The following is a 24,145-nucleotide window of genomic DNA, read 5'->3' as shown; positions in this document are numbered from 1 at the left end:
TATGGGTTAAAAACAGGTTGAGATGGCAAATATAGACTATCAAATCAACATAAAAACAATGCTGAAACGATTTTTCTATTCCCTGGCGATTATTTTTACGCTTACTGCTCAAAATGGTTTCTGTGATATTTCGAGCCGGGAAAATAACGTCGTCAAAGCCGTACGCCAGAATCAGCCAGCGGTGGTTAATATAAGTTCCGAATATGAAATCCGCAAGAATTCCAATCCTTTTTCGGGATACAGAATGGATCCGATGCTGGAAAAATTTTTTCGGGATTTTTTTTCGCCCGAGTTTGAACGACGGGAGAAGCGAACCAGCCTTGGCTCAGGTGTAATCATCGACGGCGAACTCGGATTTGTTTTGACCAATAATCATGTCATCGAAAAAGCCACCTCCATCAGTGTAACACTCAATGATAAGCGTGAATTCGAAGCGGCCATTGTGGGCATGGACCCGGATTCCGACTTGGCTGTCCTTAAAATTAAGTCCGACGGGACTCTACCGTCCATCCAGATGGGAAATTCCGACGACATCATGATCGGCGAATCGGTTATCGCCATCGGCAATCCTTTCGGTTTTTCCCATACGGTGACGACCGGCGTGATCAGTGCTGTCAATCGCAGTTTAAAAAGCGCGGATCGCATCTACCATGAGTTTATTCAGACCGACGCTTCCATCAATCCCGGAAACAGCGGCGGCCCGTTGCTCAACATCGACGGGGAATTGATCGGTATCAATACGGCCATCTATGCCGAAGCCCAGGGAATCGGTTTCGCCATTCCAATCAACCGGGCCAAACGTATCGTAAGCGATTTGATCCATTACGGATCGGTTGTTCAGGCGTGGATTGGCTTGACGGTTCAACCCATCGACGCCAGCCTGTCCGCCTATCTGAATTTAGAAAACAATCAGGCTGTCATCGTCTCCCGGGTAACCCCTGGAAGTCCGGCGGAGGAAGCTGGATTGAAAGAAAGCGATGTCATCCACTCCATCGACGATACGACCATTTCAAACATCTCGGATTATCGATTGAAATTAAAGCGTATTTCATCCAAACAGACGATTTCCGTGGGATTAACCAGACAAGGTAAAAAAATGAATGTCCGGGTCAATGCCCGACCATTTCCTATAAAATTGGCACCGGAACTGACCATGGATCAGTTAGGAATCGCCGTTGCAGATTTGGATACAACGACTCGTTCAAAATACCATATCGCGGAAAAAAAAGGGGTATTGATCGTAAAAATGCAACGCGGCTCCTATTTGGACCGTATCGGTGTTCAACCAGGTGACATCATACGCCGAATCGATGAAGAGTCGGTGGACAATCTTTCCGATTTCAACGCGGCTATTGTCAAATACCGCAGCAAGTATTCCATTGTGCTGCTGATTCAACGGGAAGGTCAACTTTACCCCATCAATGCAATTATGAGGGAATCCCAATGGTAGCCAGACAAAAAATCGCTTTACTTTTGAAAACCGAACAACCCATAGAAAATATATTAATAAAAGGTTGGGTTCGAACCAAGCGGGATTCAAAAACATTTTCGTTTATCGAGATAAACGACGGTTCCTGCCTTAAAAACATGCAGGTCGTCGTCGATGCGAACTTATCGGATTATACAGAAATAAGGAAACTGACAACCGGCTCGGCCGTTGCGGTATGGGGAAATCTGGTCGCCTCCCGCGGCGGCGGACAGAAATGGGAGGTTCAGGCAACCCGTGTCGATACGATCAGCCTGGCTCCTGAAACCTATCCGCTCCAAAAAAAACGCCATACAGACGAATATCTCCGCACTATCGCTCACCTGAGACCCCGTACCAACAAATACGGCGCCGTATTCAGAATTCGATCCGAAATTTCCTGGGCCGTACACCAGTTTTTCAGAAAGCGCGGATTTCGCTACATCCACACGCCTGTCATTACCGGATCCGATTGTGAAGGCGCAGGGGAACTTTTTCGGGTAACCACCCTGGAACCATCGCTGTCTTTATCCTCGGATGTAAAAAGCCTTTTTTCCGAAGACTTTTTTGGACAAGAATCCAACCTTACCGTTTCCGGACAATTATCGGCAGAAATGCTGGCGCTTTCCCTGGGCGACGTTTATACCTTCGGTCCGACGTTCCGTGCGGAAAATTCGAACACCAGCCGACATGTCGCCGAATTCTGGATGATTGAGCCGGAAATGGCGTTTTGCGATCTGGACGGCAATATGTCCCTTGGCGAGGACCTGATCAAAGATCTTGTATCCTTTACCATGGACCACTGCATGGAAGACTTGGATCTATTTTCGCGCTTCGTGGATAAAACACTGCTAAAAACGTTGGAAAATATAGTCTCCTCCGAATTCGTTCGCATTCCTTACAAAGAGGCTGTGGATATTCTGCTGGCATCCAAACATTCTTTCGATTTTACAGTTTCCCACGGGTCGGACCTTCAATCCGAACATGAACGTTATCTGACCGAAAACCATTTCAAAAAGCCGATCATTATTTACGATTATCCAAAAACCATTAAACCTTTTTACATGAGATTGAACGATGACAACGAAACTGTAGGCGCCATGGATATTCTGGTGCCTCGAATTGGTGAGTTGATCGGCGGAAGCCAACGTGAAGAGAGATTGGATATCCTTGAAAAGCGAATGGAATCAGCTGGTCTTTCGAAAGAGAATTATTGGTGGTATCTGGACTCGAGGCGCTACGGCACAGTACCCCACAGCGGATTCGGTCTGGGCTTTGAACGCCTTTTAATGCTGGTTACCGGTATATCCAATATCCGGGACGTCATTCCTTTTCCCAGGACTCCCGGAAGTATTGATTTCTGATTCATTTGGAAAAAGAAGTAAAAAGTACCCAATATATTTATAAAAAATGAATTTTTGCGTATAATATATACCAATTTTTACAATATGTTACATATAAAAATATTTTTAATTCAGTAAAAAGGCATTGACAACCATAATTGTTTATGCGAGTCAATAACTGCTCTTTAAAACACCCACCTCCCTCTGAAGTTGCCACTAAACCTGATGCTCTAAAATTCGAACCTGATGCGGAAGCTGATGCGGAAGCTTAAAATTGTTATTTAAAGAGCGCACCCATTAAGAACCCCTGATTTTTAACAAAATCAGGGGTTCTTTTTTACTGGTCATTCGTTTTCTGAAAATCAAATATCCAGTGTACTGACTTCCAGGGCATTATTTTGAATAAAATCCCGTCTCGGTTCGACCTCGTCACCCATGAGGATTGTAAAAATTTCGTCTGATTCAACCGCGTCTTCTACTGTTACTTTTAATAGATTACGCTTGTCCGGATGCATGGTTGTCTGCCACAACTGCTCGGGATTCATTTCACCAAGACCCTTGTATCGTTGGATGTGAATACCTTTCTTACCGTCTTCGAGAAGATGACGCAGAAGAACCCGCTTGTCTTCCAGAACAACGGGAGGTGTATCACTTTCTTTAATAATAACTTCAAATGGCGGTTGATCTTCGGTTATCAGTTTTTTATGCAACAACAAACACTTTTGAAAATCGGAAGAATAGATAACACTTCGCCCGATAATTACCGCTTTATCGAATTTACTCTGCTTTTCGGAACGCACAGAAAGTTCGAAAAGTTCGTCTTCTTCGTTCCAGGAAACCATTTCTACGGTATGTCCTTTGGATTCGAATGTTTCCTTTAATGCCTCTATATTAGTTCGATCCTGGAAAAAATATTTATCCTGAACATCGCTTTGGAGCAGAATTTCAATAATGGAAGCATGATATCCGCGATTTTCAAGTTTGGCGATAGCTGCATCGTATTCAGCTAAATTACAAAGAAAAATAAAGAGTTCATGATCTTTTAGAACGATATTGCCGTTAACGACGCGCACTTCCCGTTTTTCGCAACTCTTTTTTAATATATAATCGTTAAGTTCATTTTCATCCTGCATATAGGATTCGCTTTTTCCCTTGCCTATTTTAAAAAGCGGCGGCTGAGCAATATACAAATATCCTTTATCGACCAATTCCGGCATCTGGCGATAGAAAAAAGTTAGCAACAGAGTTCTGATGTGCGATCCGTCCACATCGGCATCGGTCATGATAATCACTTTGTGGTAGCGGATTTTATCGATATTGTATTCTTCCTTGCCAACACCGGTTCCCAAGGCAGTAATGATATTCTTGATCTCTTCACTGCGCAGAATTTTATCGAAACGTGCTTTCTCCACATTTAAAATTTTACCCCTCAGGGGCAAAATCGCCTGAAACTTTCTATCCCTTCCCTGCTTGGCCGATCCTCCTGCCGAATCCCCTTCGACCAGAAACAGTTCCCTTTCTTCCGGATCGGATATCTGGCACTCGGCCAGTTTGCCGGGCAAGGTGGAGTCGATCAGCGCCCCTTTATTTCTTGCCAGATCCCTCGCCCGCTTGGCCGCATCCCTTGCCCTGGCTGCATCTACCGCCTTTTCGATAATTTTCCGGGCTACGGCGGGATTTTCCTCCATGAAGGTGCTGAGTTTTTCGTTTACGAGCGATTCAACAAGTCCTTTTACTTCACTGTTGCCCAGTTTGGTTTTGGTCTGTCCTTCGAATTGAGGTGATTTTATTCTTACGGAGATGATCGCCGTCAGGCCTTCCCTGACATCGTCGCCGCTTATTTTTGCTGAAAGATTCTTGGGAAGATTGCCGTTAACCGCATATTGGTTGATGCATCGGGTCAGCGCAGCCTTGAATCCGATTAGATGAAAACCGCCTTCAACCGTATTGATATTATTAGCAAAAGAAAAAATATTTTCCTTGTACGTTCCATTATATTGAATAGCTACTTCGATATTAACATCGTTTCGGTATCCCTCGATAAACACCGGTTCGTGAAGAGCCGTATGCCGTTTGTTCAGATATTCCACGAAGGAAACGATGCCACCCTCGTAGCAATAACTGTCATCTTTATCGAAGCGCTCGTCGCGAATATCGATGGTTACGCCTTTGTTGAGAAAAGCCAGTTCACGCAATCGGCGGGACAGAATGTCGTAGTTAAATTCCGAAACGGTAAAAATCTGATCGTCAGGAATAAAATGGATCCAGGTTCCCCTTTTGTCGGTATCGCCCGCCATTTTCAGTTCGCTTGTTTTTATTCCCCGCTCATAGGTCTGGTAGTATTTTTTCCCTTTGGAGTAAATTTCAACTTCCAGAAACTTGGATAATGCATTAACAACACTCACTCCGACGCCGTGAAGACCTCCGGATACTTTGTAGCTGTCGTTGTCGAACTTTCCACCGGCATGCAATTTGGTGAGAACCACTTCCACTGCCGGCACATTTTCCGTTCGGTGGATGTCAACCGGAATTCCACGCCCATTGTCTTCAACGCTTATGCTGTTGTCCGGATGAATGGTAACCTGAATACGGTCGCAATACCCGGCCATCGCTTCGTCGATACTGTTGTCCACCACCTCGTAAACAAGATGATGAAAACCGGCGACGTCCACATTTCCAATATACATGGAAGGTCTTAACCTTACCGGTTCAAGTCCTTCCAAAACATCGATACTGCTGGCATCGTAATTATCGAAATTCTCGTTCATTGATTTTAAATTCTCATTGGCATGATTACACTGATGAAATTTTTGTCCTCGGCCGCTTCGACAATACATGGCCGGCTTCCGTCCACGATGTTAACGATCACATTTTCCTCGTTTATGACGCTTAAGGCATCCGAAAAGAATTTGGGATTGAACGCGGCTTCAATAGGTTCACCGGAAAATTCGATTTCCATATCTTCTTTGGATTCGCCATAATCGGGATTGGTGGCTGTGACGGACAGATTATTGTCCTTAAACGTGAAAACGGCGCCCTTATAGTTATCCGTGGCCAGAATCGACATGCGTTTCAGCATTTTTGAAAATTGAAGTTTATCGATTCCGATGAGGTGGTCTTCTCCCTTTTTCAATATATCTTCGTATTTTGGAAATTCTCCTTCCAGCATACGGATAATAATGGTTTCCTTTTCTTTTTTAAGAATAAAATTACTTTCCTTGATACCAATCTGGACATCTCCCTCGATATCCAAAAATTTGGCGATTTCGTTCAGACCTTTTTTGGGAACGAGAACGCCTTCGCCAACTGGAATTTTGGTATCCGGCGGAAAAAGATGGTTCACACAATTCAAACGGCTGCCATCTGTGGAAACGAAACGCAGGCTGTCATTTTCCTCACCATGAATGCGTTCAACGTAGACACCATTGATATGCGCCCTTTTTTCGTCTCCGCTTGCCGAAATAATCGTTGTTTGATCGATCATCCGCTCGAGACACGCAGCATCGATGGAAAAAAAATCCACTTCGCTGATTACGGGGGTTTCCGGAAAGTCGTCGGGATTCATGCCGACAATATGGTATAGTACTTTGTCATTACCGATCTCGATCCATCGATTTTCGACTTCATTGATAAGAATATCTTCTGATGGAAATTCTCTAATAATTTCAAATAATTTTTTAGCACTAACGGCGATGGCTCCTTCTTTTTCAACCGCGGCTGGATAAAATCCTTCAAATCCGGTTTCCAGATCGGTGACCGTCAGTCGAATTCCTTCTGAGGCTGATTGAATCAAAACGTTTTCGGTAATGGCAAGATTGCTCCGTCGTCCGGTCAATCCCTGTACCTTTGCCAGCACATTAACAATTTGGAATTTGTTGATTACAAATTTCATAATAAAGAATTCCTTTTTAAAATATTGTTTTTGTAGTTAGAGCTGACAAAATGTCAATAATATTTTAAAATATTGATATGTATTAATATTATTATTGTTTAGAATGTTAATAAATCATTGAGTTCCCGTTCGCAAATGGTTGAATTTGGCTCATTCAAAAAAATTGTTCATAACTAAAAAATTATAGACCGGATTTCAATGTTCGTCTGTTAATATCGAATCGGGCGGAGCCTGTATCCATTTTTTCATTTTTGGAAGGATGCTATCTTTCCATTTTACACTCGATCTTGTTTTTACAAAAAGATGGAAAAGGCGGCGAATCAACTGAACTGTCTTTTCATATAAATATATTTTTTCCAAAACCATACCTTCAATGTCATCACCGGTTTCAACGGGACCGGTTTCGGGAACTTTGAGACTCGAAAAACTGAGACTCTCTCCTTTCAGGGTAAATGCCCATTCCTGATTTTCCGATTTGTAGGAAAGGTTGATTTCGATGACCACCGCCCCTTTGCGAAGGGACAACTGACCTTCCTCCAGTCCGGCATCGTCTCCTTTGATGGTGATGATTTCGCTTGCATCGTTGATGGCGTTTTCGAGAACGATTCGATTGCCGATGGTCAGGGATGTCAGGGTTTCATCCGCTTTTCGCAAAACATCGGGCTCGGATTCGATGATAAACCACAGCCATGTTAAAAATTCATGACCAATGAATTTGTACCGGTTGTATGCAACGGCAACGTCCAGCATCGGCAGCTCGCTACTCCGTGAATCGGGTTGGTGTGAATTGGTTGACCGCGTCTTTTTCCCCCGCATCCAATGGCGATGTCAGGAGGGCCATGGTATACGGAAACAAGCGGATCAATTTAAGTTTGAAAGACCGCGTAAAAAGGGTTTCCAACTCTTCGTTGGCGGTTTTGAGATTGGATAAAAACCAGAGTTCCTTGGATTCGTAATTCCAGACCAGGTCATAAATATTGGGAGTTGGCGGTATTCGCATGCTTAGCATGTGAAGAACCTGATCCTTGATTTCCTTTTTTTCGGTTTTGCTTAAAAATTCCCGGCCGCTATTTTTCAGGCGCTTTTTCATTTCCAAGGCATGGTACTTCGCGACTACTTTGGCGGGAATGGTTTTTTTGTCGATTCGCATGCTGAAAACAAAATGGGTACCGATGACAAATGGATGTTGATCGAAATCGACGCTGAAAGGCTCATTGAAACAAGCCCAGCCGACGGCCCTGTCGGCGGAATCTTTGTCGATATCTTCGATGGCGTTTTTTTTAAGCCCTCGGGCAACCGTTTCCATGATCGGCTGATCCAGTTTTCCTTCAACCCGGTAGGGGGTGATGGATACCGTGGACGATAAAATACCCATTTTTTGGTCCTATATACAGCATCTTGTGTAATTTTATTTAAAAACAGATATATATAGCGTTTTTTCGTTCTTTTTTCAAGCTCTTTTTAATTCATAGCGAGAGATAATCAATTAATAATAATAATACTATAATTTTAGTGGGATAGAACAATATTTTCCTACTGGAGGTCCTATTGACAAATCGACGTGAATGGTTCAAAAAACAAAAACGCTCATATTTTTAATAATTTTAAAATTTTAAACAAATTAAATGACTTTCGATCCGTTTATCGCCGATCTTCATGTTCATTCGAAATTTTCCAGGGCAACGTCCCGCAATCTCGATATCGAACATCTTTATATTTGGGCTCAGCGCAAAGGGATTCGTGTCGTTGGAACCGGCGATTTCACTCATCCGCAATGGTTTTCCCTGATCAAGGAAAAACTGGAGTCCGCGGAACCGGGACTGTATCGGTTAAAAAAAGAGATCGCCCGCTGCTGCGACGAAAAGGTTCCACCACTGTGCCGGGCTCCCGTACGATTTATTCTTAGCAGCGAAATAAGTAATATTTACAAAAAGAAAGACAGCACCCGCAAAAACCACAATCTTGTTTTTTTCCCGAAAATGGAGGATGTGCGTCGATTCAACGCTAAGCTGGATGCCATCGGCAATATAAAATCTGACGGAAGGCCTATCCTCGGTCTCGATGCCCACGATCTTCTTGAAATTGCATTGGAAATTTCACAAGATGGATTTTTCGTCCCGGCCCATATCTGGACACCCTGGTTTTCGATGCTGGGATCCAAATCCGGATTCAATTCCATCGAAGAATGTTTCGGCGATTTAAGCCCTTACATTTTTGCAGCGGAGACCGGTTTATCATCGGACCCTGCCATGAACTGGCGAGTTTCCGGATTGGACCATATTACACTGATATCTAATTCGGACGCCCATTCGCCTGCCAAACTGGGTCGCGAAGCTAATATATTTACAACCGAATTAAACTACTATTCTATGCGCTTAGCCATGGAATCGGGTGATCGGGATCAATTTGCCGGCACTTTCGAGTTTTACCCTGAAGAGGGCAAGTATCATGTGGATGGCCATCGCAAGTGCGCGGTTTACTTCACACCGGCTGAAACAAAAAGGCTTTCGGGAAAATGCCCCGTCTGTGGAAAGCCGCTTACCCTGGGGGTTCTACACCGGGTAGAAGAACTCGCCACACGCGACGAAGGCATCCGTCCAGAGCGCGCCTTTCCCTTTTATCGGCTCATTCCACTCGAAGATCTGCTTTCGGAAATACTCCAGGTGGGAGCAGGGTCCAAGAAAGTGCAGCAAACCTACCGGGCCTTGTTGAAAGGCTTGGGAAGCGAATTCGATATTCTTCATGATATGAGTCGGGAGCGGATCGAAACTGCCGGGATACCCCTTCTCAGTGAAGCCATTGAACGTATGCGCGCCAACCAGGTTACTTTTTCCCCCGGCTATGACGGTCTGTTTGGTACCGTCAAACTATTTTCCGATGAGGAGAGGCAGCGACTGCTTGGACAGCGAACCCTTTTTTCATCGTTCGAAAAAAAAATAGAAGCAACGGCAGCCGTCCAATCCGTCTTGGCAAACGGTTTATCAAAACCCGCTGCAACACCTTCGTCAAATGTTGCCTCAAGTAAGATAACGTCAGTTCCTGAGATCCGCTTAAACCCGGAACAACAGACCGCGGTAGAGTATTCATCCGGTCCATTGATGATTATTGCGGGACCGGGAACTGGAAAAACCCGCACCCTGACCCAAAAAATCGCCCGGCTGATCCAAAACGGGGGCGATGGTCAGCGCATACTGGCGGTAACGTTCACCAACAAGGCTGCAACCGAAATGAAAGACCGCCTGCGTGCGCTGTTGGGAAGCGCACAATCTCTTCCTTTCGTGGGTACCTTTCATGCTTTGGGCTATCAAATTATAGCCAATTCCATAAAAAAAGGATTCTTGACCGTAATCGACGAAAAAAGCAGAAAAGGATTGGCCGGCGAAGCCCTTGCAATCAATGGAGTTAACCCAAAAGAGGACGGTTTTACGTCGGACGATCTGATCGGGTGGATTGTGGAAGCCAAACAGAAAATGATTTTTAATGGGGATCGATTGAACGATGTCTGTCCCTTACACCTTCTACCCTTTTTCAGTCGGTGCTACACGACCTACGAGCAGTTGATGAAGGTCAACCATCTGGCCGATTTCGAAGACCTGATTTTCCGTTCCACAAAGCTGCTGGAAAACGATCCTGCCGTTGGCGAGCAATATGTCGGCCGTTACACGGATATTTTCATCGACGAATACCAGGATATCAACGCCGGGCAGTATCGTCTGGTGAGGCTGCTCGCCGGCGCTGAGGCCAAGGTTAACATCATCGGTGATCCGGATCAGTCCATTTACGGGTTCCGAGGATCGGAAATGGGCTGTTTTGATTGGTTCAAGAAGGATTATCCGACAACCAGGACGTTGTTTCTGACCCAAAATTATAGATCTACGCAAGCCATCCTGGAAGTGTCCACCCAGATTATTTGCAACAACCCGCAATTGATTTCCGATAGCGGCCGGAAAAGGGTTTATTCAGATATCGAAGGCCGCCGCACCATCGCGGTCGTAGAGGCGGAAACGGAAAAATCGGAGGCCGTTGCCATTGGCAAAACCATTGAAAAAATGGTGGGGGGAACCGGTTTTTTTTCCCTGGATTCAGGAGCAGTGGACGGCAACCATGAAGGAGATTATTTCGGTTTTGCCGATATTGCCGTTTTGTTTCGTACCCGCAGTCAGGCAGAGGTGATCGGAACCATCCTGGAAAAAGCGGGTATTCCCTGCCAGCGGGTGGATCGTCGAACGGTTTTGGAGCATCCCGGTATCCAGTCCATTGTTGCGGCCTTCAAAGTTTTTCACGGCGTGGGATTGTTCGACGACATTGCCGCCATGGGAAAAATCGTACATTCATCTCCTTCAGCCAAGGCTCTGGAAATCCTGAAAAAATGGGCCTATCGCAACGATCTTTCTGTAACGGAGGCCCTGACCCGGGCGCGTCGGCTCCCCATCCCGAAATTGGGCAAACCCCGTCAGCAACGGTTGTATGCCTTTACCAATCAACTGACTGAAGATCGGCTTCAGATGGAAGCCATGCCCCTTGTACAGCGCATAGAGTGGATATACGAAAAATCCGGATTAGAACGAAAATTTAAGTTGGATTCCTATTTTGAAGCCGGTTACCGACAACTCATTGCAACGGCGGAAGAATGTGGGTCCGATTCGGCCAATTTTCTGTCTAAACTGGCACTTTCCAGCAACACGGATACATACGACCACCGCGTGGAAAAAGTGAGCCTGATGACTATGCACGCCGCCAAGGGCTTGGAATTTCCGGTTGTTTTTATTTCCGGGTGCGAGGATACATGGCTCCCCTATTCTTCTGTGAAACGCCCTGCTGACCCACAAGAAGAGCGGCGCCTTTTTTATGTGGCCCTGACACGTGCTAAGCGGCACCTTTTTCTAACCAAAGCCAAACGCAGGCGGATAAACGGACGGGTCGAAACGCGTCAATGGTCGCCGTTTGTCGAAGAAATCGAAGACAACTATAAGCGCTATCGCCAAAAGCCCTGGAAAAAGGCCGAAGCACCGGCCCAGCAACAGCTTTCACTTTTTTAACCGTTAAAATTACATCTCTTGAATTGGAAAGGAAAAAATGACAACGGTTCCTCTTGCCAGCCATGAATTGAAAAATGGATTGACCATGGTGTTTGTGGACAATTCCAAAAAGATTGCGGCTGATCGCTGGTATATTAACATTCGCGTTGAAATCCGCATTCCTGTCCAAAAAAAGTGGTTCGCGACAGGATCCGTCGATGATGGGGAATTTAAAGCGATCCTGGATACATTGGGAGAAGAAGTCATTTTCAGCCAGAAAAAAGAGCGCAATTTTATCAGTGAAGAGGCAAAAGATAAGATCGTCAAGGATATCTGCAACCGGGCCCTTCAGACGGGCCTGACCTATTGTGCCAGTGACACCTTCGCTGCCCGAACCATACTCAAGGCGTTCAGGGATAAAAGCCGGCAGCATCCATACCATGAAAAATAAAAATCTCGTTCCTCTGGATCGCAGTGGGCGACTGCTGAACAAGGCAATGGTGTATCTATCTGATATGGAGGCGTTTTTGGACGAAACGCCTGGTTCGATTACGATCCTGATCGATGCGCTGCCCCACGCAGACGCTTCCCTGAAGCTGAAAATCCTACCCCTGTTAGGCGCTGCCGGCAAAGACCGGGTCTTATGGCCTTTGTTTCATCTGGTGACAACATCCGCCGGGGATGAAGCCGTCTGCCGCTTGGCAGCCGTTCAGCTAGGTCTGGCCGCTTCTCTCAGCGAGGACCCGGAGGAACTGAATACCGCCTTGATCGAGAATTTAAACCATCCGGAAACGACGGTTCGCGGTGCTTGTGCCCTGGCGCTGGGTTGGGAGGGGAATCATCGGGCAGTCCCTGCCCTCATGGACCATTTGCAGGACCCGGATATTGACGTTCAGGCCGCTGTGATTGCGGCATTGTCTTCGGTCGGCGATCCCCATGTCTTTGATTTTTTCACCAAACGACTGAAAAGTGGAAGTATCGAGGAGCGCCGCAGTATTTTATTGAACCTCTGGCGATTCGGGGAAAAATTTTTCCGGGTGGAAAGCATCTATCTGAATTGTCTGGACGATCTTTCTCCGGAATTGGTTCCGGATATCCTCTCGGCGTTGACCATGATTCCATACTCACCCACGGTGCTTTCCATCTACCGCCGGATGCTGACCAAAAAAGACCCCGTTATCCGCCGGCAGGTACTGGAAAATCTGGAAGCCCTGGATCCGACGGAATATGAACCCTTGCAAGAGATTCTGCACGGATTGCTTGACGATAACGACCCACGGGTCCGACAGTCGGTCATTCGCCTTTTACGGGAAAATCAATCTACGCTTCGATAAGGCTGTTTTGGATGGCAAAGCGGGACAGGTCGGCATTGTTGCGCAGGTTCAGTTTTTTCAGCAGGCGGAAGCGGTAGGTATCCACGGTTTTAATGCTGATATGGTATGCCTCGGCAATTTCCCGGTTGGTGTTGCCCAAGGCCAAGCGCCGGAGTACCTGCAACTCCCGCGTGGACAGGGTGTCCAGGGGGCTTTGGGGCTGGCTACCTTTTGCGACCCGCAGCGCCAGGGCTTCGGCGGCTTCATCCGTAAGGAAAAGAGATCCGGAGTGGACTTTTCGAATGGCCTTGACCAGTTGTTCCGGAGCGCTTTGTTTGGTGATATAGCCCATGGCCCCGGTCTCGATGGCCCGTACTACATATTGATGTTCTTCGTGCATGGTTAGAACCAGAATGGGAACTTCCGGGATTTCGCTTTTCAGTTGGGTGATGACCTCCAGACCGTCCAACACCGGCATGGAAATGTCGATCACCGCGACATCGGGCTTTTCCCTGCGAACCGCTAGCACCGCTTCCCGTCCGTCGGAGGCCTCGGCCACCACTTCAATATCCCCGCTCTCTTCGACGATTCGACGAAGACCGGCGCGCACGATGCTGTGATCGTCGGCAAGAAGTACCCGGATCATAATTGCGTCTCTTCCATCAGGGGAACCCTGAAATAGACGGTCGTTCCGACCCCGGGCAGGGAGGAAACGGTGAAAAGCCCCCCCACCAGATTGGCACGTTCGCGCATATTGGCCAGGCCCAACCCATCCGATTCTCCCAACGATTCCGGATCGAACCCTTTGCCATTGTCCTTGATGGTCAGCCGCAACCTGCCGCGGCGGATAGCCAGGGAAACCTTGGCCCGGGTCGCTTCCGCATGGCGGGCCACATTGGTAAGGGCTTCCTGGGTGATGCGATAGGCGGCCGTGGCAATGTTGCCGCGAATTTCGGGGCCCTTGTCGTGTTCGAAGACGCATGCGATTTGGGATCGCTTCTCGAAATCGGCGGTGTGCCACTCGATGGCTTCCACCAGCCCCAGGTCATCGAGAACGCCCGGCCGCAAACGGATGGCCAGACCGCGGACTTCCTCTATGGTTGTATCGATGAGTTCGCACATTGTCAACGCACGCGAAGAAGCAGCTGGATCGGAAGTTTTGACCCGATTTCGGATCCATACGGCTTCCATGCGAAGGGCGGTAAGCACCTGGCCCAGTTCGTCGTGGAGTTCGCTGGCCAGGTAAGCACGCTCCTTTTCCTGGGCTGCCATAATGCTGCCCGAAAGCCGCTGCAACCGCTCCTGGGCCTTTTTCAAAGCGGTAATCTCCGTGGCAATGCCGCAAATCCCCGTAACCTTGCCTTTGCCATCGTAAAGCGGAAACTTGGTGCTCAGATAGGTATGGATAGCTCCGTTGACGGAAATGTTTTCTTCAACCTGCAGCGACCGCTTGTGGCGGAGCACTTGGGGATCGTTTTTCAAAAAGAGTTCCGCTGTTTCCGGTGCCAGAAAGTCCTGGTCAGTCTTTCCGCGAACGTCTGCGGAACGGACATTGAAAAGCTCTTCGAATCGTGAGTTGACCATGGTGTATCTGCCGTCGGCATCCTTGATATAGATTACCGCCGGCGTGTATTGGAGAATCCCCGAGATTTCCCGGGTGCGCTTGCGAACCTGACTTTCCAGCGTTCTGGAGTAACTGCTCAGGGCTTCTTTGGCTTCTTTCAAAGCCCGTTCAGCCTGGTTGCGTTCGGTGACATCGATGGAAACGGCCAGGGAACGGACCGTTTGGCGTTGCTCATCGCGGTCGGTGATGGCGGATAACTGCACCTCGATGGTTTCGCCGTTTTTCTTGATGAACTGGTAAGGGATGTTTTTGATGAAGCCTTTTTTAAAAAAGGCGGGGATGATCTCTTCCTCCGCATATCTGCGGGACATCGGGGTGAGATAGTCGGTAAATTTTTTTCCGATAACCTCTTTTCGGGTATAGCCCAAGGCTTCGGACCAGTAGTTGCTGACACTGAGCAGGTAGCCGTTTTCGTCAATGGAGTGCAGCATGGCCGGCGTGTGATGATATAAAGAGCGGTATCGCTCTTCGCTTTTTCTCAGGGCCTTTTCCACGCTGCGCCGCCGGGAGAGTTCCAGGCTGGCCTTTCGGTACAGGAAGAAGATCGATGCGCCCAGAAGGGAGCACAGCACCACGATGATCGGACGGATGATTTTGGAAAGCGGTTCGGCAACCTGTTTCGATGCCTCTTGGACGTCATACAGATGGACGATTTGCCAACCGGGGTAATCGTCCACTTCAATCTGGTGAAAAAGATACTTTTTCCCGTTGGCATTGATCACATGATTTTCGTCTCTTTTTTGAAACCCGATCCACTGCCAGGGGCCTTTGCCGAATTGTCGGCTGTCTCGTAACCGTTCGATGGCATCCGGTTCCAGGCGCCACAGAAGTTGGTAGAGCCAATCCTTGCGGCTGGAGATGAAGATCACCCCCTGGGGGTCCACCACCAGTTGGATGCTGGCTTCGTCGTGGGACAGTTCTTTTTCGACGAAGAAGATGGAAGCTTTGATTACGGCGATACCGATGGGTGTGTCGACGCTTTCATGGTAGATGGGATAGCTGTAGTACGCACCCCGTTTGAGAGAGGTGGTGCCCAAGGCTAGATAGCTGCCCGGCAGCCCTTGCATGGCATCCTGAAAATAGGGCCGGAAGGAAAAATTCATACCCACGAAACTGTCCTTTGCGTGGCGGTTGGACGAAGCGATGGTTTCGCCGTTGGTGTCCATGAGATAGCAGACATCCACATCGAGGGTTTTTTTAAACAGGTCCAGCAGGCCGTTGGCGGCCTCTAACCGTTCCGGGGTTTTTTGGACCAGAACGTCAACCAGAGGCTGCATGCCGGCTAAAACGCGAATGGGTTTGGTGTTTTCGGAAAAAAAAGAGGAAAGGTTTTTCTTGGTGGTCTGCAGGCTGTCGATGGCGGTGCGCTCGGCCTGCTGAAAGGCGTACTCCTGAAGATGGCTGTAGTAAAAATAACCGGCTATGCTGGCCGAAAGAAACGCCAGCAGAGAGAGAACCCGCAGTATGGATCGTAGTTTCATCGAATCAAGCGTTGACCGTCTCGCAAAAAGCCACCGGACATGTCATTCCCGCGGAATCGGGACCCCATAACGATCTGTCGGGTGTGTGGTTGTTTACATGTCGGACTTGAAAAAAGACTCGGCATCCACGATGGTATCCGGTTTTTTTGTGTATTCGGTCGGGACGGTTCCTTCCTTGAAACACTCGAACCGGGTTTTCGGGGATTCGGGGATCGGCAGAAGCCCGGTCTGCGCGTCGATTTTGGCAAAGACAACGCCCTCGGGTACCTGGAACATCTGTACCGGCTTGTCCTTTAAGATGGCGTCCATGAATCCCAGCCAGATCGGGCTGGCGGTACGCGAACCGGTTTCTCCTTTGCCCAGGGTTCTTCCATTGTCGTACCCCACCCAGACCCCGGATATGAAACGCGGGGTATAACCGACGAACCAGGCATCCTGAAGGTCGTTGGTCGTGCCGGTTTTCCCGGCTACCGGTCGGTTCAAGGCGTTCACCCGGCGTCCGGTACCCTCTTTTACCACGCTTTCCAGCAGGCTGGTCATGATGTAGGCGGTGCTTTTATCGATAACCCGCTCCCGGGAAGGATTCATCTCCTCCAGGATGTTGCCGTCACGGTCTTCGATTTTAGTGATAAAAGCCGGTTCCACCAGATATCCCTGGTTGGCGAAAACGGCGTAGGCGTTGACCAGTTCCAGCAGGGAGATTCCGGAAGAACCCAGAGCGATGGAAAGATCCCGGGGCATTTCGGACTGGATGCCCAGCTTTCGGGCGTAATCGATACAATAATCGATGCCGATTTCCTGGAGAATCTTGATGGTGACCACGTTGCGCGATTTGGCTAACGCTGTGCGAAGCAGGGTCGGGCCATAAAACTTCTTACCGTAGTTTTTGGGTTTCCAGGTAAAATCGTTGGCCTCGTCTTTGAATACGATGGGAGAGTCGATAATCGTGGTTGCCGGGGTGAAGCCTTTGTCCAGGGCGGCGGCGTAAATGATGGGCTTGAAGGCCGAACCCGGCTGACGACGGGACTGAATGGCACGGTTGAACTGACTTTGCATAAAATCGCGGCCGCCCACCATCACTTTCACCAGGCCGGTTTCCGCTTCGATGCACAAAAGAGCGCTTTGGGCTTCTGGGGTCTGTTCCAGCGTAAGGGGCCAGACTTCGGATTTTTCTTTCTGTCGGCCCAGTTTCACCTGGATGACATCGCCGGTTTTCAGCACCTGGCTTACTCTTCTTACCTTGGCCTGGTAATAGGCGAGTTTAGGGTTGGGTTTGCGCGCCCAGCTGATATCCTCGACGGACAACATCCCGCGGACCTCCCCCATGCGAACCGTAGCCGTTCCGGCCTTGTCGTTCACATCGATAACCACCCCTTTGGTCAAAGAGCCTTCGGCCAAAGGGGTTTCCTGTAAGGTCGCTTGGATTCGTTCGTTGAAAGTTTCGATTTCTTCGGGCGCCAGATGGTCTTCCGGACCGCGGTAGCCCAAGCGGTGGTCAAGATCGCGCAATCCTTTCTGCATCTGTTTTCTGGCGGCTTTTTGCATCTCGATGTTGACGGCCGCATAGATCTTCAGTCCCTGGGTGTATAGTGCATCCGGCCCGTATTTTTTTTCGACATATCGACGGATATGTTCGGTGTAGATAGGCACTTCTTCGATATACCAGTTGCGACGCGGTTTGATATCCATTTCGACGTCGATGGCCTCGGACACCTCGGTATTGTCGATAAAGCCCTCGGCAAGCATGCGGTTGAGCACATAAATCTGTCTCTGCTTGGCCCGTTCCGGAAAGCGAAACGGGGAGTACCGGCTGGGCGCCTGGGGAAGACCGGCCAGTATGGCACACTCGGCCAGGTTCAGCTCGCTGACCGATTTTCCAAAGTAATTTTCCGCGGCGGCCTCGACGCCGTAGGCCCCGTGTCCCAGGTAGATCTGGTTGAGATACAGGTATAAAATCTCTTCCTTGGAAAAGGTTTTATCGATGCGGTAGGCCAAGATGGCCTCTTTAATTTTGCGTTTATAGCTGCGTTCAGGGGTAAGCAGAAACGACTTGGTCACCTGCTGGGTGATGGTGCTGCCCCCCTGGACGATGGTTCCCGCCTCGAGATTTTTTATAAAGGCCCGCACAATGCTGAAAAAATCGATGCCCTGGTGTTTGTAGAAGCGCGCATCTTCCGCCGCGATGAAGGCCTGTTGAAGCTGGATCGGGATTTTCGACAAGGGCACGACGATGCGCCGTTCTTTATAAAATTCAGCAATCTTGCGATTGTCGTCCGAATAAACAGTGGTGATGATCGAGGGGTGATAATCTTTCAGCGAAGTGATTTTCGGCAGATCGTCAACCAGGTAAAAATAGACGCCCACCATGGCGGTGGCACCCATCAGCATCATGACGGCAGTCAGGATCAGCGACCATTTGACCAGCCGCCCGAAAAGAGCCCTGGGGCGGCGGCGGGCTCTTTTTTTTAAAATCTCGGAAGCACTTTTTTCTTTGGGCATGGCAAAATCGACCATCCATTGGTGAATAAACGTGATACATTAACAAAGTTCTTTTTTTTTCGCAAGATTATCTAAACGCTAACATAAAAAAGAGATTGACTCGTAAAAACGATGAGATTAAATTAATCGTTTTATTTATTGGCCGCGAAACCCGACGGCGGAGCAGGGAAATCATGATGAACAGCGAAAGAATTGTTTTTTTTTCGAAGGAGTGGATATGATCGAACTGAATTTCGAAAAAATGGGGGGGCTGATACCGGCCATCGCCCAGGACTATAAGACCGGTGACGTGCTCATGCTGGCCTTTATGAACCGGGAGGCTTGGGAAGAGACCCTGAAAACCGGCAAAGCAACCTACTACAGTCGAACGCGGGACACCTTGTGGGTCAAAGGGCTCACCTCGGGGCACATTCAGAATGTCAAGGAAATCCGTGTAGACTGCGACAGCGACACGGTTTTGCTTAAGGTGGATCAGGTGGGAGGCGCAGCCTGCCACACCGGCTATGCCAGTTGCTTTTACCAGAAGGTGGACGACGGCCGTCTGGTTACTTTGGGAGAGCCGATTTTCGATCCCAAGGAGGTGTATAAAGAATGATCTCGCAACTGAAGCTGGGCATCCCCAAGGGAAGTTTGCAAAAAGCGACCTTCGCTCTTTTCAAGCGATCCGGCTGGACCATCAATGTCAACGACCGCAGTTATTTCCCGGAGATTAACGACGACACGATCCAGTGCGCTATCTGTAGGGCCCAGGAGATGTCCCGCTATGTGGAAGATGGTACCCTGGATGCCGGCCTCACCGGCAAGGACTGGATTGCCGAAAACAGCTCCGATGTCCATGTGGTGGCCGACCTGATCTACTCCAAGGTCAGCGCGCGTCCCGCCCGTTGGGTTCTTGCGGTTCCCTACGATTCTCCCATCCGAACCCTTGAGGATCTGAAAGGCAAAAAAATCGCCACCGAACTGTTGGCCTTTACCGAGCGTTATTTCCAGGACCGCGGAATTTCCGTGGATGTGGAATTTTCCTGGGGCGCCACCGAAGCCAAGGTGGTGTCCGGCCTGGCGGACGCCATCGTTGAGGTCACCGAAACCGGCAGCACGATCAAGGCCCACGGCCTGCGCATCATTCACGAACTCATGCAGACCAACACCCAGTTGATCGCCAATCGGAAAGCCTGGGAAGATCCGCACCGTCGGGATAAAATCGAACAGATCGCCTTGTTGCTGCAAGGCGCGCTGCTGGGGGAAAAAATGGTGGGCATCAAGATGAATGTGCCCCAGGATAAGCTGGAGCAGGTTGTGGGACGGCTTCCCAGCCTAAATGCGCCCACTATCGCGTCTTTGTACCAGTCCGACTGGTTCTCCGTGGAGACAGTGGTTGACACGGGGGTGGTGCGGGATCTGATCCCCGAGTTGCTCAAGGAGGGCGCCGAGGGGATTATCGAGTATCCGCTGAACAAAATCATTTAGTGATCCAAGAAAGGTGGTCTCGTAAAAAGTCGCAGAGGCGTCATGCCGGACCCGGTCCGGCATTCAGAATATATTGACAAGACTGGATTCCGGCCTTCGCCGGAATGACGAAAAATGTAATTTATGATTTTTTACGAACCTATCAAAAAAGGGGGACAGCATGGCTTCGAAACGCACGGAAGAGATGACATCGTTTATCGTCATGGATGTGCTGGAACGGGCCTGCGAATTGGAGTGCGAAGGCAAGGACATCGTCCACCTGGAGGTGGGCGAGCCGGACTTCGACACGCCGGAGTGCGTCAAGGATGCGGCCTGCAAGGCGCTGAGAGACGGATTCACCCACTACACCCACAGCCTGGGCATCCTGGAGCTACGCGAGGCGATCTGCGAGTATTACCATGGCACGTACGGCGTTGCCGTCGATCCGGACCAGGTGGTGGTGACTTCAGGAACATCGCCGGCCATTTTCATGACCTTCGCCGCTCTGCTGGAAGCCGGCGACCAGGTGATCCTCTCCGATCCCCATTACGCCTGCTATCCCAATTTCATCAAATTTGTGGGCGGCGAGCCGGTAATGGTTCCGGTTTACGAAGAAGACGGGTTTCAGTTCCGACCGGAATCCATGCGGGAAAAGTTGTCGGAGCGCACCCGGGCCGTGTTTATCAATTCGCCCTCCAATCCCACCGGCAACCTGCTTTCAAAAGAGCGGATGCAGGCCATCGCCGACATGCCTCCCTGGATTGTCTCCGACGAGATCTATCATGGCCTTGTTTACGAGGGTAAAGAGCACTCCATTCTCGAATTCACCGACCGGGCCTTCGTTCTTAACGGTTTTTCCAAGCTGTTTGCCATGACCGGCCTGCGCCTGGGCTACCTGATCGCACCCAAAGAATTCGTGCGCCCCATCCAGAAGGTGCACCAGAATTTTTTTATCTCGGCCAACGCCATGTGTCAGCGGGCCGGCATCGTCGCTCTGAAAGAGAGCGCCGAAGACGTGGCGCGCATGAAGCGCATTTACAACGAACGGCGGGTGTTCATGATCCGGCGTCTCCGGGAGATGGGCCTGGGTATCACAGTGGAACCCACCGGGGCTTTCTACGTATTTGCCAACGCCCGGCACCTTTCCGAAGACTCCTACGCCCTGGCGTTCGATATCCTGGAAAAGGCCTGCGTGGGCGTTACGCCGGGCATCGACTTCGGCAAACACGGGGAAGGTTACCTGCGCTTTTCCTATGCCAACTCCATGGAGAACATTGCCGAAGGCCTGGATCGTCTTGAAGCCTATCTGGCGACCCGCAAATGATCGGCAGCATATAAATGATTGTAAAATCGGCAGCGTTCATTACCAGCGCGGTCAAACCGGACCAGTATCCCGAAGATCTGTACCCGGAGGTGGCCTTTGCCGGCCGCTCCAACGTGGGTAAATCATCGCTGATCAACACCCTGGTCAACCGCAAACGGCTGGTCAAAACCAGCTCCACCCCGGGCCGCACCCAACTGATCAATTTTTTTTCGGTCAACGACAGCCTTTTTTTGGTGGACCTTCCCGGATACGGCTACGCAAAGGTTCCCGCCGCGGTGAAACGCAAGTGGGGACCCATGATCGAGACTTACCTGAAAGGCAGAGACAGCCTTGCCGCAGTCGTTCTGATTTTGGATATTCGCAGGCTTCCGGGAATCGAGGAGCAGAACTTTATCGATTGGCTGAATCTTTATCGGCGCACGCCCATCCTAGTCCTGACCAAAGCGGACAAGCTTTCCAAAATAAAACGGCAAAAACAGGCCCGGGCCATCAGTGCCGCCCTAAGCGTGGACGAATCCGCTTTGATTCAGTTTTCCGCCAAGACCCGGCTGGGCAAACCGGCCGTCTGGTCGGCTGTCGAGCGGGCCGCTTTTGGTGAGAATCATGAACACTACCGATAACGAGACTGGATTCCGGTCCGGCTTTGTGGCCATTCTCGGTGCCCCCAACGCGGGAAAATCCACGCTGCTCAACCGGGTGCTGGGCCAGAAGATCTCGATTACTTCGAAAAAGCCCCAGACCACCCGCAACCGCATCCTGGGGGTGGTGCACGGCCCGACGGCCCAGATGGTTTTTCTGGACACCCCGGGCATTCACCGGGCGAAAACGCCGCTCAACGTTCGCATCGTTGATGCAGCCCTGGCAACTCTTTCGGAAGCCGATCTGGTTCTCCTGGTGGTCGATGTTCAGACGCCCGACAAAGGGTCCGAAAAACTTTTGCTCGACAAACTGGCCCAGCAGAACACACCGGTTGTGCTGGCCCTCAACAAGATCGATCAGGTTCGGCGGCCAGAACTTTTGAGGGAGATCGAGCATTGGTCGGCCCGGTTTCCCTTCTCGGCCGTGGTGCCCATAAGCGCCAAGAGCGGCGAGCAGGTGGAGCGTCTGCAGCAGGCCATGGAAGCCAGCCTTCCTTCCGGTCCCCCCTTCTTTCCGCCTGAAAGCGTGACGGATCTTCCCATGCGCTTTATCGCCGCCGAAATGATCCGGGAAAAGGTCATCCGGTTGACCGGCCAGGAGATTCCCTATGCCGTGGCCGTCACCATCGACGCCTTCAAAGAAGAAAAACAGGGTGCCCTGATTCGTATCCATGCCACTATACACGTGGAGCGGGCGTCGCAAAAGGGGATCGTCATCGGCAAACAGGGCGCCAAGCTCAAGCAGATCGGGGAAGCGGCCCGCAAGGAGATCGAAGCGATGCTGGAAACCCGGGTCTTTCTGAAGCTTTTTGTGCGGGTTCAGAAGAATTGGACGAAAGATACCAAAGCGCTACGCAAGTTTGGCTATTAAGATGATTCTTTCCTTCCATCCCTGCTATGTGGCGGACGTCAATCGTCTGTGCGCCGGAAGGGATCCGGATGAAGCGGACCTGGCCGCCATCCGGTCGGCCGACGCCGTCGTTCTTCCTCAGGGGTGCAGACAGTCGCTTTATCGCATGGCATGGCAGAACAACCCCCATGTCTTTCCGAACTACGATGCGCGCTTTGAATACCCCGGAAAGACCGGCCAGGCCAGGCTCTTTAAAAAGCTGGATGTCGTCCGGCCCCACACCTGGATTTTTGAAGACACGGAGCAATTCCGGCGCCAAGGCATCGCGGTTCAGGATGCCGGTTTTCCCCTGGTGCTCAAGCTGGATTGGGGGGGCGAGGGAGAAACCGTTTTCCTGCTGCGGGCCCCTGAGGATCTGAAGGATGCCGTTGCCACGGCGGCGGACTACGAGCGAACCGGCCAGGCAGGATTTGTGATTCAACGGTTCGTGCCCCATGGCCATCGCAGCCTGAGGGTTGTCGTGATCGGACAGACCCGGACGGCCTACTGGCGGGTCCAGGAACCCTCCCGGCCCTTCGGCACCAGCGTGGCCAAGGGGGCCCTCATCGACACCACCTCGGATTCCCATCTTATTCAAATGGGCCAGGGGCTGGTAGACGATTTCTGCCAACTATCCGGTATCGATTTGGCCGGATTCGACTTGATCTTTGAAGAGACCGCCCGGGGCGATGACAATCCGCGTCCGCTGTTTCTGGAGATCAACTACTTCTTCGGCCGGACCGGTCTGGGAGGCTCCGATCGCTTCTACGAAATCCTGCAAGCTGCCATCGACCGTTGGCTGGCGGACCTGGGCCTGGCCGTCAGCCTAACCTCTGCGGCAACCTGTAGCGGGGACAAGCCATGAAACCCTATGCTTTCGATCTGGACGAACGCGATATCAAGCGGGAACGGCAAAAAGCCCGCGAACTGAGGCAGTCCCAGTGGTGGAAACGGCGCTGCGCCAAGGGCCGCTGCCATTACTGCGGGAAAGAGACCCCTCCGGCAGAGTTGACCATGGATCATATCGTTCCCGTGGCCAGGGGGGGTAAGACCACCAAGGGCAATGTGGTACCGGCCTGCAAAGACTGCAACAACAAGAAGAAGCAGCTTCTTCCCATGGAGTGGCAGGAGTACCTGCTTTCCCTTCAAATCAAGTAGCAACATTCTTGGGGCTTCAAATCCTAGTTGTTGACAACATCGCCAATCTGTCTTT

19 protein-coding genes are annotated in these 24,145 nt (G+C 50.1%); 12 read left to right on the top strand and 7 right to left on the bottom strand.

Annotated features, from left to right (window positions below):
- Positions 1-22 precede the first annotated feature (22 nt).
- Together GN111_RS20685 and asnS are read left to right on the top strand one after the other, a co-directional pair.
- Positions 23-1,450 carry a Do family serine endopeptidase gene (locus GN111_RS20685; protein WP_155305572.1) on the top strand — a complete coding sequence of 476 codons (1,428 nt, stop codon included), beginning with the start codon at positions 23-25 and terminating at the stop codon, positions 1,448-1,450.
- Positions 1,444-2,829 (top strand): asparagine--tRNA ligase, encoded by a 1,386-nt coding sequence (gene asnS / locus GN111_RS20680; protein ID WP_155305571.1) that lies wholly within the window; start codon positions 1,444-1,446, stop codon positions 2,827-2,829. The genes GN111_RS20685 and asnS overlap by 7 nt, the downstream gene beginning before the upstream one ends.
- 341 nt (positions 2,830-3,170) lie before the next feature.
- On the opposite strand, the gene gyrB is transcribed toward asnS, so the two are convergent.
- From gyrB to rdgC, 4 genes are all read right to left on the bottom strand, one after another.
- Positions 3,171-5,576 carry a DNA topoisomerase (ATP-hydrolyzing) subunit B gene (gene gyrB / locus GN111_RS20675; protein WP_155305570.1) on the bottom strand — a complete coding sequence of 802 codons (2,406 nt, stop codon included), beginning with the start codon at positions 5,574-5,576 and terminating at the stop codon, positions 3,171-3,173.
- A 5-nt stretch (positions 5,577-5,581) separates the two neighbouring features.
- The gene (gene dnaN, locus GN111_RS20670; RefSeq protein ID WP_155305569.1) at positions 5,582-6,700 is read right to left on the bottom strand and encodes a DNA polymerase III subunit beta; all 1,119 of its coding nucleotides are present in this window, start codon (positions 6,698-6,700) and stop codon (positions 5,582-5,584) included.
- Positions 6,701-6,895: 195 nt separating this feature from the next.
- Positions 6,896-7,450, bottom strand: a complete 555-nt coding sequence (locus GN111_RS20665) for a hypothetical protein (protein ID WP_155305568.1) — start codon at positions 7,448-7,450, stop codon at positions 6,896-6,898.
- Positions 7,451-7,460: 10 nt separating this feature from the next.
- Positions 7,461-8,075 carry a recombination-associated protein RdgC gene (rdgC, locus tag GN111_RS20660; RefSeq protein ID WP_155305567.1) on the bottom strand — a complete coding sequence of 205 codons (615 nt, stop codon included), beginning with the start codon at positions 8,073-8,075 and terminating at the stop codon, positions 7,461-7,463.
- A 250-nt stretch (positions 8,076-8,325) separates the two neighbouring features.
- On the opposite strand from rdgC, the gene GN111_RS20655 reads away from it, so the two are divergent.
- The 3 genes from GN111_RS20655 to GN111_RS20645 are packed head-to-tail and all read left to right on the top strand — an operon-like array spanning position 8,326 to position 13,052.
- Entirely contained in the window at positions 8,326-11,739 is a 3,414-nt protein-coding gene (locus tag GN111_RS20655; RefSeq protein ID WP_155305566.1) for a UvrD-helicase domain-containing protein, read from the top strand.
- A 37-nt stretch (positions 11,740-11,776) separates the two neighbouring features.
- The gene (locus tag GN111_RS20650; RefSeq protein ID WP_155305565.1) at positions 11,777-12,169 is read left to right on the top strand and encodes a hypothetical protein; all 393 of its coding nucleotides are present in this window, start codon (positions 11,777-11,779) and stop codon (positions 12,167-12,169) included.
- Positions 12,159-13,052: a HEAT repeat domain-containing protein gene (locus GN111_RS20645; protein ID WP_155305564.1), complete on the top strand. Its 894-nt coding sequence runs from the start codon at positions 12,159-12,161 to the stop codon at positions 13,050-13,052. Before GN111_RS20650 ends, GN111_RS20645 begins: the two co-directional genes overlap by 11 nt.
- On the opposite strand, the gene GN111_RS20640 is transcribed toward GN111_RS20645, so the two are convergent.
- The 3 genes from GN111_RS20640 to GN111_RS20630 all read right to left on the bottom strand — a co-directional run bounded on the left by GN111_RS20640 (position 13,039) and on the right by GN111_RS20630 (position 18,635).
- Complete coding sequence (locus GN111_RS20640) at positions 13,039-13,677, bottom strand: response regulator (RefSeq protein WP_155305563.1); 639 nt, start codon at positions 13,675-13,677, stop codon at positions 13,039-13,041. The two genes, GN111_RS20645 and GN111_RS20640, sit on opposite strands and share 14 nt — an antisense overlap.
- Positions 13,674-16,136, bottom strand: coding sequence for a sensor histidine kinase (locus tag GN111_RS20635; protein ID WP_155305562.1), 2,463 nt, complete (start codon positions 16,134-16,136; stop codon positions 13,674-13,676). The genes GN111_RS20640 and GN111_RS20635 overlap by 4 nt, the downstream gene beginning before the upstream one ends.
- Positions 16,137-16,229: 93 nt before the next feature.
- Positions 16,230-18,635, bottom strand: coding sequence for a penicillin-binding protein 1A (locus GN111_RS20630; protein WP_155305561.1), 2,406 nt, complete (start codon positions 18,633-18,635; stop codon positions 16,230-16,232).
- Positions 18,636-18,852: 217 nt separating this feature from the next.
- Between GN111_RS20630 and hisI the strand changes: the two genes are divergently transcribed.
- From hisI to GN111_RS20595, 7 genes are all read left to right on the top strand, one after another.
- Positions 18,853-19,230, top strand: a complete 378-nt coding sequence (gene hisI / locus GN111_RS20625) for a phosphoribosyl-AMP cyclohydrolase (RefSeq protein ID WP_155305560.1) — start codon at positions 18,853-18,855, stop codon at positions 19,228-19,230.
- On the top strand, positions 19,227-20,102 hold the full coding sequence (hisG, locus tag GN111_RS20620) for an ATP phosphoribosyltransferase (protein WP_155305559.1): 876 nt from the start codon (positions 19,227-19,229) through the stop codon (positions 20,100-20,102). The genes hisI and hisG overlap by 4 nt, the downstream gene beginning before the upstream one ends.
- Positions 20,103-20,262: 160 nt before the next feature.
- A complete protein-coding gene (locus GN111_RS20615) occupies positions 20,263-21,405 on the top strand; it encodes a pyridoxal phosphate-dependent aminotransferase (RefSeq protein ID WP_155305558.1) in 1,143 nt (380 codons plus the stop codon).
- A gap of 14 nt (positions 21,406-21,419) precedes the next feature.
- The gene (gene yihA / locus GN111_RS20610; protein WP_155305557.1) at positions 21,420-22,025 is read left to right on the top strand and encodes a ribosome biogenesis GTP-binding protein YihA/YsxC; all 606 of its coding nucleotides are present in this window, start codon (positions 21,420-21,422) and stop codon (positions 22,023-22,025) included.
- The gene (era, locus tag GN111_RS20605) at positions 22,009-22,914 is read left to right on the top strand and encodes a GTPase Era (RefSeq protein WP_155305556.1); all 906 of its coding nucleotides are present in this window, start codon (positions 22,009-22,011) and stop codon (positions 22,912-22,914) included. Before yihA ends, era begins: the two co-directional genes overlap by 17 nt.
- 1 nt (position 22,915) lies before the next feature.
- Entirely contained in the window at positions 22,916-23,797 is an 882-nt protein-coding gene (locus GN111_RS20600) for an ATP-grasp domain-containing protein (protein WP_155305555.1), read from the top strand.
- A complete protein-coding gene (locus GN111_RS20595) occupies positions 23,794-24,090 on the top strand; it encodes an HNH endonuclease (protein ID WP_155305554.1) in 297 nt (98 codons plus the stop codon). The genes GN111_RS20600 and GN111_RS20595 overlap by 4 nt, the downstream gene beginning before the upstream one ends.
- Positions 24,091-24,145: the final 55 nt, after the last annotated feature.

The sequence above is a fragment of the Desulfosarcina widdelii genome (assembly GCF_009688965.1).
In the GTDB taxonomy this organism is placed as follows: Bacteria; Desulfobacterota; Desulfobacteria; order Desulfobacterales; family Desulfosarcinaceae; genus Desulfosarcina; species Desulfosarcina widdelii.
This window is presented reverse-complemented; position numbering and strand designations above follow the sequence as displayed.

Excerpts from the sequence above, each read along its gene's own strand:
- GN111_RS20685 (WP_155305572.1), top strand. The coding sequence starts at position 23 with ATGGCAAATATAGACTATCAAATCAACATAAAAACAATGCTGAAACGA.
- asnS (WP_155305571.1), top strand. The coding sequence starts at position 1,444 with ATGGTAGCCAGACAAAAAATCGCTTTACTTTTGAAAACCGAACAACCC.
- gyrB (WP_155305570.1), bottom strand. The coding sequence starts at position 5,576 with ATGAACGAGAATTTCGATAATTACGATGCCAGCAGTATCGATGTTTTG.
- dnaN (WP_155305569.1), bottom strand. The coding sequence starts at position 6,700 with ATGAAATTTGTAATCAACAAATTCCAAATTGTTAATGTGCTGGCAAAG.
- GN111_RS20665 (WP_155305568.1), bottom strand. The coding sequence starts at position 7,450 with ATGCTGGACGTTGCCGTTGCATACAACCGGTACAAATTCATTGGTCAT.
- rdgC (WP_155305567.1), bottom strand. The coding sequence starts at position 8,075 with ATGGGTATTTTATCGTCCACGGTATCCATCACCCCCTACCGGGTTGAA.
- GN111_RS20655 (WP_155305566.1), top strand. The coding sequence starts at position 8,326 with ATGACTTTCGATCCGTTTATCGCCGATCTTCATGTTCATTCGAAATTT.
- GN111_RS20650 (WP_155305565.1), top strand. The coding sequence starts at position 11,777 with ATGACAACGGTTCCTCTTGCCAGCCATGAATTGAAAAATGGATTGACC.
- GN111_RS20645 (WP_155305564.1), top strand. The coding sequence starts at position 12,159 with ATGAAAAATAAAAATCTCGTTCCTCTGGATCGCAGTGGGCGACTGCTG.
- GN111_RS20640 (WP_155305563.1), bottom strand. The coding sequence starts at position 13,677 with ATGATCCGGGTACTTCTTGCCGACGATCACAGCATCGTGCGCGCCGGT.
- GN111_RS20635 (WP_155305562.1), bottom strand. The coding sequence starts at position 16,136 with ATGAAACTACGATCCATACTGCGGGTTCTCTCTCTGCTGGCGTTTCTT.
- GN111_RS20630 (WP_155305561.1), bottom strand. The coding sequence starts at position 18,635 with ATGCCCAAAGAAAAAAGTGCTTCCGAGATTTTAAAAAAAAGAGCCCGC.
- hisI (WP_155305560.1), top strand. The coding sequence starts at position 18,853 with ATGATCGAACTGAATTTCGAAAAAATGGGGGGGCTGATACCGGCCATC.
- hisG (WP_155305559.1), top strand. The coding sequence starts at position 19,227 with ATGATCTCGCAACTGAAGCTGGGCATCCCCAAGGGAAGTTTGCAAAAA.
- GN111_RS20615 (WP_155305558.1), top strand. The coding sequence starts at position 20,263 with ATGGCTTCGAAACGCACGGAAGAGATGACATCGTTTATCGTCATGGAT.
- yihA (WP_155305557.1), top strand. The coding sequence starts at position 21,420 with ATGATTGTAAAATCGGCAGCGTTCATTACCAGCGCGGTCAAACCGGAC.
- era (WP_155305556.1), top strand. The coding sequence starts at position 22,009 with ATGAACACTACCGATAACGAGACTGGATTCCGGTCCGGCTTTGTGGCC.
- GN111_RS20600 (WP_155305555.1), top strand. The coding sequence starts at position 22,916 with ATGATTCTTTCCTTCCATCCCTGCTATGTGGCGGACGTCAATCGTCTG.
- GN111_RS20595 (WP_155305554.1), top strand. The coding sequence starts at position 23,794 with ATGAAACCCTATGCTTTCGATCTGGACGAACGCGATATCAAGCGGGAA.